The 11422-nt window shown below is 63.0% G+C and carries 5 protein-coding genes; 2 read left to right on the top strand and 3 right to left on the bottom strand.

Translation table 11 applies throughout. From position 1 onward, the window contains the following. The first annotated feature begins 561 nt into the window (after positions 1-561). Positions 562-909 carry a c-type cytochrome gene (locus QJT78_RS44160; protein WP_208089718.1) on the top strand — a complete coding sequence of 116 codons (348 nt, stop codon included), beginning with the start codon at positions 562-564 and terminating at the stop codon, positions 907-909. A 115-nt stretch (positions 910-1024) separates the two neighbouring features. After that, complete coding sequence (locus QJT78_RS44155) at positions 1025-1666, top strand: hypothetical protein (protein ID WP_028153731.1); 642 nt, start codon at positions 1025-1027, stop codon at positions 1664-1666. Here QJT78_RS44155 and QJT78_RS44150 read toward each other — a convergent pair. The 3 genes from QJT78_RS44150 to QJT78_RS44140 form a co-directional block, all read right to left on the bottom strand. Further along, positions 1640-1957, bottom strand: coding sequence for a hypothetical protein (locus QJT78_RS44150; RefSeq protein ID WP_028153732.1), 318 nt, complete (start codon positions 1955-1957; stop codon positions 1640-1642). The genes QJT78_RS44155 and QJT78_RS44150 overlap by 27 nt on opposite strands. Before the next feature lie 63 nt (positions 1958-2020). Beyond that, on the bottom strand, positions 2021-10396 hold the full coding sequence (locus QJT78_RS44145) for a glucoamylase family protein (protein ID WP_281460629.1): 8376 nt from the start codon (positions 10394-10396) through the stop codon (positions 2021-2023). A gap of 303 nt (positions 10397-10699) precedes the next feature. After that, a complete protein-coding gene (locus QJT78_RS44140; RefSeq protein ID WP_028153734.1) occupies positions 10700-10921 on the bottom strand; it encodes a hypothetical protein in 222 nt (73 codons plus the stop codon). Positions 10922-11422: the final 501 nt, after the last annotated feature.

The following is an 11422-nucleotide window of genomic DNA, read 5'->3' as shown; positions in this document are numbered from 1 at the left end:
GGCGGCTCTTCTTCGTCATCTTCGCTCCTGATTCGCAGCAAGAATCCTCGCCGCTGTCAGGCAGAAAATCCACTCAAGCTACTGTCCGAATTTGCGGGGCCAGCTCTGTCAGCATTCGCGTTAGGCTACGCAACAGAAGTGGATTTTCGCTGACCGGCGTTGACATGAATCAATAGCTGACTGTGTGTCCCGACTAGCTTTGCTTGCGAGCGCGACGGAATGAGACGAACAATGACTTCGTTCGACGAGCGTGAAAACGCTCATGAAACGGAATCTGCCCATCGCGAAGAGTTGAAGTTCAAAGCGCGAGAGCGCGCTGTCAAGTCGCTTGCGCTTTGAGAAGGCTATCCCCCGATGGAGATCAATGAGTGCAAGTCGGCGCGCTGGATTCAGGGTGCACTAAAAGACGATGAGGTTCGGGAGGCCATACGGAGGTCTTGTTCACCGGGGCGACCGGAAAGGGCACGCAAGGTGATGCCGATGAAGCCACGGCTATTTGATCGCCCTGTCGGTGTCCTGTCCGCGCGGTCCGCGAACCCGGTCTCAGGGAAGTGCAGACGAATGGCAGCGCGTTTCGTGGGGCAGGCTCTCAGCCTCAGCATCGGATTGCTTCTGTGCTTGCCGGCACACATCGAGGCCGCCGACCTCAGGAAGGTAGCGAAGCAAGGCAAGATGGTCCTTGAAGAAAGATGCGGCCGCTGCCACGCGATCGAAGCTTTTGGGAAAAGCCCGCTCAAGGAAGCCCCGCCGATGCGCGATATCTACGCCCGGTTCAATCCACGCGAGCTGCAAGCAGAGCTCTCGGAGGGCATGGTTTCCAAGCACAGGGAAATGCCACAGATCGAATTCTCCGATGAAGACGTCCGCGCGATCCTAGCCTACCTTTACGCTCTCGCGGTCGAGAAATGAGATCGGGGCATGCTCACAGGGGATCGAGACGGTGTCGCAGGTTAGCGACACGCCGACAGATAGTATCTCATCACCTTTCGATCGGCCCCGTCGGATAGGCGGGAGGGCTCAAGAGATGCACAAGCGCCGATCCGTGATGCTGGTCGTTTTGGACGGCTGGGGTTGGCGAGAAGAGATCGCTGACAATGCCGTTCGTCAGGCGCGAACTCCCAATTTCGACCTTCTATGGGGCAGCTGCCCGCATGCCCTCCTGCGAACGTCGGGCCAGGATGTCGGGCTGCCGCAAGGGCAAATGGGTAATTCTGAGGTCGGGCATCTCAACATTGGCGCCGGTCGCGTCGTGATGCAGGACCTGCCGCGTATCAGCGCGGCGATTGCCGACGGCGAGATCAAGCATACGGCTGCCCTCATCGGCCTGATCGACCGGCTGCGGCTGACCGGCGGTACCTGCCACCTCTTGGGTTTGGTCTCACCAGGGGGCGTGCACTCGCATCAGGATCACGCGGTAGCGCTCGCGAAGATACTCACTGAGGCCGGTGTGTCTGCAGTCTTGCATGTGATTACCGACGGCCGTGACACCCCACCGCGGTCTGCAATTGGGGATATTTCGCGCCTGAGCGCGGCGCTGCCGCAGCGCATGGGCACGAGCCGGACAGCGGCGGCGAGGATGTGCCTTTGTTCGGTGATATGGCAAGCTCGTAATCGCCCAACGCCTGTCGCTTCGTGGAAATTACTCAATTTGAGGGGCGCTCGTTAAATAGACGCTCCACTCATCGGGATCGTCGCCAGCATCCAAGTCGATTTCCTCGTCGCTGATTGCCTGATCGCGAGACTGCTCCCATTCGGCATGTTGTGCCGCCGTCGCCTCTTGCGCTTGAATGATAGACTTTCCGTCCCATAGCGGCTTTCCGTCCTCGTCAACGAGCGCCCTCAGGTCAGATCGTATGCCACCTTCCTGGTCGTTAATCATCGAGCGCGCTTCATCATCATCCTCAGCGCGAAATGCTAATGTCACCTTCCCGCCAATGCTCGCGACGTACGTTCTCACGATATTACTCCTCTCAGGCAGTCCCAGTTTCGAAAATTATAGACCTTGTTGAGGCCCACCGCACTAGCCCAGCCGGACTTGCAGCCGATGGATCGCGCCGTCGTCTTTGAGTGGAATGGAAAGCGGCCGCGCGGCGATCTTCGCACCATCGAGCTCCGCCGCCGCAATGCCGCGCGGCACACTTTGCGGGTTCTCGACCACGATCTCGTACCGTGACGCGCCGTGGCGGAGTGTGATCTCGAAACGGGGCCATGACTTGGGAATGCAGGGGTCAAGACGCAGAACGTTGCCTTCGATGCGAAGTCCGAGGATGGACTCGATGCCGGCGCGCTGCATCCAGCCGGCCGAGCCCGTGTACCAGGTCCAGCCGCCGCGCCCGACATGGCCGGGTGCGGCGTACACGTCGGCGGCGACGACATAGGGCTCCACCTTGTAGCGGTGCATGTCGATGCGCGTGCGGGCGTGGTTGATCGGATTGAGTATCCAGAAGAGCGCCGCCGCCTTGTCGCCATCTCCGAGGCCTGCAAAGGCCATCACGGACCAGAGAGCGGCATGGGTGTACTGGCCGCCATTCTCGCGCACGCCCGGCGGATAGCCCTTGATGTAACCAGGGTCGAGCGCCGAGCGATCGAAGGGCGGCGTGAACAGCAACGCCAAGCCATCGTGATGCAGTATCAGCTCGCGGTCGACGGCCCTCATACCTTGGGCCGCGCGATCGGGCCGCGCCGCACCGGAGATCACTGCCCAGGATTGGGAAATTGAGTCGATCCGGCACTCATCGTTTGTTGCCGAGCCCAGCGGAGTGCCGTCGTCGAACCAGCCGCGCCGATACCAGTCGCCGTCCCAGGCTTGGCTTTCCAGGCCAGTCGTCAGCGCCTGCATGTGCTTGCGCCAGTTCGCTGCCCGCGCTGCGTCGCCGCGCCCATCGGCGATGGTGGCGAAGACGTCGAGAGTGGCGTGCAACAGCCAGCCAAGCCAGACGCTCTCGCCCCGACCACCTTCGCCGACGCGGTTCATGCCGTCGTTCCAATCGCCGCCGCCGATCAGCGGTAGGCCATGGCTGCCGACCGCTAGGCTCGCGTCCAGCGCACGGGCACAATGCTCGTAGAGGCTGGCGCTCTCGTCCGAGACGGTCGGCTGGAAGAAGCTGTCGCTCTCGCCCGGCTGCAGCGTCTGGCCCGTCAGGAAGGGGACGACTTCATCGAGCACGAGGGGGTCGGCGGTGACTCGCACATAGTGTGCGACCGCGTAGGCGAGCCACACACGGTCATCCGATATGTGCGTGCGCACGCCTTGGCCTGAGTGCGACAGCCACCAGTGCTGGACGTCGCCCTCGACGAACTGGCGGCTTACGGTTCTCAGGAGATGTTCGCGGGTTATCGATGGACGGATCGTGGCGAGCGCCATACAGTCCTGCAACTGGTCCCGGAAGCCATAGGCGCCGCTGGCTTGGTAGAAGCCCGATCGCGCCCAGACGCGGCAGGCGAGCGTTTGGTAGACGAGCCAGCCGTTAAGCATGATATCCATCGACCGGTCCGGTGTCTTCACCTGAACTGCGCCGACGATCTCATCCCAAAATCCACGGACTTCGGTGAGCACGGCATCCAGGTCCGCCTGGCGGTATCGCGCGATCAGCGACTGCGCCTCCGCGTCGTCCGAGGCGTCGCCGAGGAAGAAGACGATCTCGGCAACCCCATTCGGCTCGATATCGACCACGGTCTGGAGAGCGGCGCAGGGATCTAGTCCGGCGCCGACCCGCCCCGAAAGCGAAGTCCCGTTGATCAGGGCCGCCGGCCAGGCGAGCGCGCCGTTGCGGCCGATAAACTCCCGGCGATCACCCGTCCAACTCGCTTGGCGCCCGGCCAGGTCCGCGAAGGCAGAGCGCTTCGCGAAGGCCGGATTCCACAGGTTGCTTGCAATGATCGCCCCGCTTTTCGGATCGATGCGTGTGGTGATCGATGGCGCCGCCGCGCCGCGGGACGCGCCGAGAACCCATTCCACATATGCCGTCACCGACAGCCGTCTGGTGCGGCTCGAAAGATTGCGCATTCTCAAGCGCGAGATCTTCACCGGATCAGCGACCGGTACATATTCCAGGAGCTCGGCGGCGATGCCCTGCGAGGTGTGCTCGAAACGGCTATAACCCCATCCATGGTGCGCCGAATAGGTGGCCGCTTCGTCCCGGATCGGCAGCGCCGTGGGGCTCCAGAGATGTCCAGTCTCCTCATCCCGAAGATAGAAAGCCTGGCCCGGTTGATCAGTGACTGGATCGTTGGACCAAGGCGTCAGCTGATGCTCTCGGCTGTTCACGGACCAGGCGTAACCGCCGCCTTCCGCGGACACCAGGAAACCGAAGCTAGGATTGGCGATCACGTTGATCCACGGCACCGGCGTCGATTGGCCCGGGCCGAGGATCGTCACGTATTCGCGGCCGCCCTCGGCGAAGCCACCGAGGCTATTGAAGAACTCCACGCCAGGCGGCCGTCTCGAGATCTGGAGCTCGGAAGCGGGCAAACCACGCTTTGCTGTGACCCGGGGCAAAGGCCTGGCTTCGGGCGCGCGTTCAAGCTGATCCGCGAGCCGTCCCCGCGCGCCGACCAAGACAATACGCGCGACGGACGCAAGAAGGCCGAGGGCCTCCGGCGAGGTCAAGTCGGAGCGCAGCATGAAGGTGTGCCCGGGTGGCCCATCTTCTCCAATCCGGGGCCGGGATTGTTTGGCCCTGACCAAGGTCTCCAGCGCGATCTGGAGATCCTGAACGTAGGAGGAGGCAAGCTCGTTGATGATAACCAAGTCCACCGCAAGCCGCTTCATCCGCCAATATTCCACCGCCTGGAGCACCTCGCGCGCCACATTGAGTTGGTCGATGTCAGAAATGCGGACCAGGATGATCGGCAGATCGCCAGATATGCCCATGCCCCACAAACCCGGCTGCCCACCAATCCCGCTTTCGATGGTTTGCGACGGCGAACGGAGCACGGGCGCGGCGTAGACGAGGTGACCGGCTAGACGCTGGTATTGTCCCGCCTCGCCGCGCGTAATGCCGAGGTGGTGCAATTGCACTTGGGCTTGCGTCCAGGCGAGCGCGGCGGCGCGTTCGAAGGCGCCGACATCGTGGTGCTTGTCAGCAAGGTCGAGGATCTCCTGACGAGTGGAGGCGACCATCGTCCAGAAGTCGATCCGTGTCGTCGCGCCGGGCGCGATCCGCACCCGGCGGCGAAGGGCAAATATTGGATCGAGCACCGCACCGGTCGAGCTGGAGAGAGGCCGACCGCCCACGACTGCGCCCGGTGCGCGAACACTGCCGCCGCGACCCAGGAACCGCACGCGATCGGTCTCGAACTCGCGCTTGCCTACCGCTACACCGTGGACAACTGCCAGGTGCGCAGCCCAGACCTCCGGCTCGTTGGGTGCCCGCCGCCGCCTCGTCGCCAGTATGGCGCCGAGGCCGGCGAGATGCTCGGTCTCTATGAACAGTTTCGAGAAGGCGGGGTGTGCCACGTCTGCGGCCTGTGATGCCAAAGCCAGTTCGACATAGGAAGTCACCTCAACCTCGCGCGGCTGGTCGCCGAAGTTCGAGATCGTCACGCGGCGCACTTCCGCATCGTCTTCGGCGGAAACCAGCACCTCCATGTTTGTCGCCAGCGCTCCGTCTCGACGCGTGAACTCGGCGCGATCCTCGTTGAAGATGACGTCGCACGCCTCAGGCTCTGCATCAGTCGGCTGGTAGGTCGCCGACCAGACCTCGCCGCTCGCGATGTCCCTCAAGAAGATGTACGGGCCCCAATCGTCGCAGGTGGCGTCCTCTCGCCAGCGCGTCACGGCCAAGTCGCGCCAGGCGCTGTAGCCAGATCCGGCCGCCGTGAGCATCACGGAGTAGCGGCCGTTCGACAACAGCTGCGTGGCTGGGGTAGCGCTGTACGGGCTTGCCTTTCGCCAATTGCCGGGTCCTTCAATCTCGCGGATCCTGGCCGCTGACTTCGCGTCTGAGACCAACGGCGGAGTCGCCATGACCTCGCGTGGCACGCGCTCCTGCAGAAGCAACTCTGTCGCTTCTACGATCGGTTCGGCATGGAAGCGGTTTCGCATCAAGCCGTCCAAAAGGGTATCGGCGATTGCGGTGATCGTCATACCTTGGTGGTGGGCCATGAACGCGCGCACAATGGCTACACGATCTCCGTCAGGGACCCGAGCTCGCGTGAAGTCCAGCGCCTCGTAAAAACCGTGACGGCCGCGGGCGCCGAGGGCCTCGAGCCGTTCGAAGTTCTTTACTGCGGCCTGAGGGTCGACCATGCAAGCCAGAGCGGTGGCGTAAGGAGCGACCACGGCATTGTCCGCCAACCCTCGCTTCAGGCCGAGACCTGGAATGCCGAAGTTGGAGTACTGGTACGTGAACTCCAGATCTTGCGCGTTGTAAGCGGACTCCGACACGCCCCAGGGCGCCCGCATCGTCGTTCCATACGCGATCTGGCGGCGGACAATCAGCCGGTTGGTCTGCTCGATCAGGCTCTCGGCCGGTGCCCTCATGACGATTGAAGGCATCAGGTACTCGAACATCGAGCCCGACCAAGAGATCAGCGCTGCGCCATCTGCTACCGCAGTCACCGCGCGGCCCAGCCGGAACCAATGCCGCGCCGGTGCGTCCCGCTTGGCAATGGCGAAGAAGCTTGCGAGCCTCGCCTCCGAGGCGAGAAGGTCATAACAACGCGGATCGAGCTCTCCCTCGGATGCCCGATATCCGATGGAGAGCAGCAGCCGGTCGGGGTCGAGCAGAAAGTCGAACTCCATCGACAGCGCTGTCGACCGCGCGGCTTCCTCCAGCGACTTCAGCCGCGCCTCCAGTGAGACTACGCTGCTCGTGCTAAGATCGCGCCGGTGACTTTCAATGCAGGCATTGACTGCATCGGCCCAGAACTGCAGGTCCGCGCCCGCCTGGTCGCTTTCTTCGAGAACGGTCTGATGGACAACGTCGGCCAGGATCGCGGCCTGTTCTGACACTTCCGCAAGCCGCTGTTCGATATCAATGGCGCGGGCACCCGCCTGAAGCAGGCTGGACGCCAGCCGTCCGATTTCGTCGTCGAGGCGCCGCCATGACACCGCCTGGGACTTGCGCAGGTCGCGCAACCGACGAGCTTCGTCCCGGACGAGGTCGAGAGCATCGGCCACACCTTGGAGGCGCTGCTGCTCCGCCATGGCCGAGGTGCGCCACTCATGGCATGCGTTGGCGAGCGCGATTAGGTGTCCAGCGAGATTCCCGCTGTCGACCGAGGACACGTACTGCGGATCGAGCGGACGCAGGTCACGTGTATCGTACCAATTGAAGAAGTGACCCCGGTGCTTTGCCAGCCGATCCATGGTCGCGAGCGTCGCCTCGAGCCGCTCCACGGCCTCGGTGGTCCCGATCCACCCGAAGTCCCGCGCGCACGCGACTGACAACAAATAAAGGCCGATGTTGGTCGGCGATGTGCGATGGGCCAGTACGAACGCTGGAGCTTCCTGCAAATTGTCTGGCGGAAGCATGTTGTCGGTCGGTGTGACCGATGCTTCGAAAAAGCGCCATGTCCTTCGGGCTATGCGGCGCAAGCTGAGAACGTCAGCGGCGGCCAACTGACGCCGGCCCAAGACCCGGGGCGACAGGCTCGCCCAAAGGGCGACATACGGAGAGGCGAGCCAGGCGCCTGCAAACACGGCGGCCAAAGGCCACGTTTGTTGTCCCCATAGCCAAGCCACGCTCATGGCCACGACGCCGATGACCAAGGCTCCGGACATTCGCCGATAGAAACTCAGCGCGCGTGGACGCGGCCCGAATGCCGCGTGAGCCGCAGGGACCCATTCGAGAAGGTTGCGGCGCGTAAACGCGAGCCGTACCAGGGTGCGAACGATTGCATCACCCATTAGCCAGGCCTGGTGAGCAAGGAAGACAATCATCAGGCCAGACTGGATAAGCGCAAGGCGCAGGTCTGCGCCGAGAGCCCGGACATGACTGCGCAGCGTAACACCGGGTCGGCGCGGCGCGATCTCGGCGATCACGGGAATAAGTGGCGGCAGCACGATTGTCGATAGAATGAAGCCAGTCCAGACCGCCGCTTCTTCAAGCGGCATCGCCCATCCCGCGATCAGCGCCAAAACAATCGCCGGCGCAGCCAGTGACCGCCGCAGGTTATCGAGCATCTTCCAGCGGCCCATCGCGGGAACACCAGACATCGGCCGGTGATCGGGGCGTCTGGGTCCACGTCCGAAGAGCCATGGTAGCAGCTGCCAGTCGCCTCGCGCCCAGCGGTGGTGGCGAAGAGCCGCAACGTCGTACCGAGGAGGAAAATCCTCTACCACCTCGACATCAGAGGCGAGGCCGGCGCGTGCAAATATCCCCTCGAACAGATCGTGGCTGAGGAGCGTCGACTCGGGCACGCGTCCGTGCAGCGCCGCCTCAAAGGCGTCCACGTCGTAGATGCCCTTGCCCGTATATGAGCCCTCACCGAAGAGATCTTGGTACACGTCCGAGACCGCTGCGGCGTAAGGATCTATGCCGGTTGCGCGAGAGAACACGCGCAGAAAGAGCGAGCCTTCGCGTCCCACTGGCAGTGCTGGCGTGACTCTGGGCTGCATGATACCGTAGCCTTCGACGACTCGCCCCAGATCTGCGTCAAAGCGCGGCCGGTTGAGAGGATGCGCCATCTTGCCGATCAGCCGTCCGACCGTCTCGCGCGGGAGCCGCGTGTCCGCATCGAGCGTAATGACGTAGCGCACATTATCGGGCACAGTAGAGGGCGCCAAGAATGTGGTGTCCTTGGCGCCTCGCAAGAGCCGATTGAGCTCGGACAGCTTCCCGCGCTTTCGTTCCCACCCCATACAACAGCCTTCGCCTTCGCTCCACACCCGCCGCCGATGCAACAGCAGGAAGCGGTCGCCCCCCGGTGCAGGTCCGTAGCGTCGGTTCAGCCTCGCGATACCGGCTTTCGCAGCAGTCAGCAGCTCATCGTCACCGTCCTCCAGCTCGCTTGCTGCATCGCGCCAATCGGTCAGTAGTGCGAAATGAAGATCGCCCTGAGCGCTTGCCAGGTAGTGGATCTCAAGCCGGACGATCAGCTCTTCGATTTCCTTGAGCGATGTCAGCAGAGCCGGCACTGCGACAAGAGTGCGCAGGTCTACGGGGATGCCGCCAAGCAGTTCGAGCGCCGGCAGCAAAGTGGCGCGGAAACCTCGGGTGATGAGGTAGTTGACGACTGCGACGGCCACGTCGATCGCCGGGACGAGTCCAAGAATCCCGAGCAGCAGCAACCATCTCCACTCCAGACCCCCCAATGCGGCGACAGACAGCGGAACGGCCAGCACGCCGGCTGCGATGAGCGCGCCGGACCCGACATACCCGCCGATTCCCATTGCGCGATAGGCCCGTCGCGGCCAGCTCAGCAGAGACGGCCTAAAACCGATCGCCGCTTCGAATCCGGTTCGCCCGCCTGCGATCAGATAGTAGCCGGGATCTGTCAGGCGGACGTTGCCGTCATCGACATTCGCTTCGGACGCGCGCCTCGCCGCGTCCACCGCTGCGTGGGCAATCTCCAATTCGGTGAGTTCACAGCCGCGAGCGAGGTGCTCGACTGCGTCGCGATAGAGGTTGCGCGACGGGAAATCCATGTGTTCGAAGGCGCTGCCGGCCTTGAAGACGTCATCGACCAGGCTGACGCGCTCGAACAGATCCGTCCAATCGACATCGGTGATGAGGCGCATACTCGTGATGATGTTACGGACTGTGACGGTGCCGGCGACCTGCCTCTGGTGTTCGCCTCGGACGACGGTTTCGGCAGTCGTTCCCTGCCGAGCCAGTTGCTTGTCGAGCCACTCTAATGCCGGCGCAATGCTGGGATCCTGATCGCGCAAGCGATAGACCAACTGCATGAGAAAGCTATCTGGGATAGTTGTCTGGGGATGCGGCGGAAGGACTGCCTCGGCTGGTTCGACGACGCGGCCGCCAGTCCCCAGCAACCGATCTGCCACAGCGTCCGCGGCGCCCCGCCCGGCCCGGCTTTCGACGACGCGCTCGGCGATCCGCCTGAGGTTCTCGACGAGCACGATGCGTAGGGTTGTCGCCACCGCCCACAGTTCGCCGATGCTCAGCGGCTGCACTTCCTGATAGGCGCGCAGGTAGCGGCGAAGTACCTCCGGGTCGAAGAGGCTGTCGGTGTGGGCCACGTACGCCCACGCCACGCCGAGCACGCGCGGATACCCCGCGAAGGGGCCGCCGGCGAGCTTCGGAAGTTGCCGATAGTAGCCGGGCGGTAGATCGACCCGGACCTCGCGGATCTGCTTCTCCACCACGTGAAAGTTGTCGATCAGCCACTCGGCCGTGGGGGTGATGGCCGCCCCCGCATCGATAGCCTGAGCGACATCGCGGTAGGCCGCCAGAAGCACAGCCTCATTATCGGCGAGCCTCGCCGTCAATGACGGGCCCTTCGATTGGTATGGCATCACGGCCTGTGCGGAGGCAAGGCTGCGCGCGTGTTCTTCAAGCCGATCGACGCTGAAGAGCTCAGACCGGATGGGAGCTCCGTCGTCCCACGGCGGTGACGATCCATGTGTCCTAAGCCATCGCCGAAACCGCAAGCTCAGCGCACTCTTGAGGGGCGGTCTGCGCCTGCCCGCGAAGTCATCGAACTCGACAAGCATCGCCTTGCCGCCCCTTCAACGTGGGCCTGGCCGCTGGCGGCGCCAGCGTCCCACGCTCCCACCATCCTTCGAGCGGCCTCAAGCCGAGAGGGGTCTTGCGTCCGCGGTCTTCGTAAGCGGCCCGCTCGGGACGGCATCCTCGATAATTACTTCCGCGCACTCGCCATGGCAGCGGATGGCGTTGGCCAGACAGTTCGCCTCGCGGATCGCCAAATCTCTCGACCAGAATGGCGTCATCATGCGCTTATCCATCCGGATGGCCCAGCCATGCTGCTCTTTGATAACGTGGAATGTGATCATCGTATGTCACCGCGAATGGACCGCTTACATCACTAGGCGCCCGGACGATCGGAAAATTGCAGATCCATTCAACCCCGCGGAGAATGGGCCGCGTTGATCTACGTCAAATGTCCCGGCGGCTGCGTTCCTGACGTAAAAGAGAAGAACCTGCCCTGACGCGGGCGAGTCGTCCTGCCTCAGACGCATGTAGCCCTGATTATCTCGAATTGGGACATTACCATGTGACTCCGACTTTGTGGGTCAACCCATTGACCTTTTGACGAGTCGATTGCCCACTATCTAATAGATCCAGGCGAGACGAATGAACGCGCGCGACGACGAGAGCTACTATCGTGGCTTGCTTGTTTAGAGGCAGTCGGAACTTCCGAAGCCGCGCTCAAGGTCGTAGTCCTCAGAGCTGGCCCCGGTTGTTTGGACAGCGCCCCGCTGGATTTAAGTGGATTCCTGCCGGGTTATGCTGAACGCGGGGCTTTACGGTTTTGTCGTTGCGTCGGGAGGGCG

The sequence above is a fragment of the Bradyrhizobium sp. Mp27 genome (assembly GCF_029953005.1).
GTDB lineage: Bacteria > Pseudomonadota > Alphaproteobacteria > Rhizobiales > Xanthobacteraceae > Bradyrhizobium > Bradyrhizobium barranii.
Note: the sequence above shows the minus strand (reverse complement) of the source record. Positions and strands in the feature narration are given on the sequence as shown.

Excerpts from the sequence above, each read along its gene's own strand:
- QJT78_RS44140 (WP_028153734.1), bottom strand. The coding sequence starts at position 10,921 with ATGATCACATTCCACGTTATCAAAGAGCAGCATGGCTGGGCCATCCGG.
- QJT78_RS44155 (WP_028153731.1), top strand. The coding sequence starts at position 1,025 with ATGCACAAGCGCCGATCCGTGATGCTGGTCGTTTTGGACGGCTGGGGT.
- QJT78_RS44160 (WP_208089718.1), top strand. The coding sequence starts at position 562 with ATGGCAGCGCGTTTCGTGGGGCAGGCTCTCAGCCTCAGCATCGGATTG.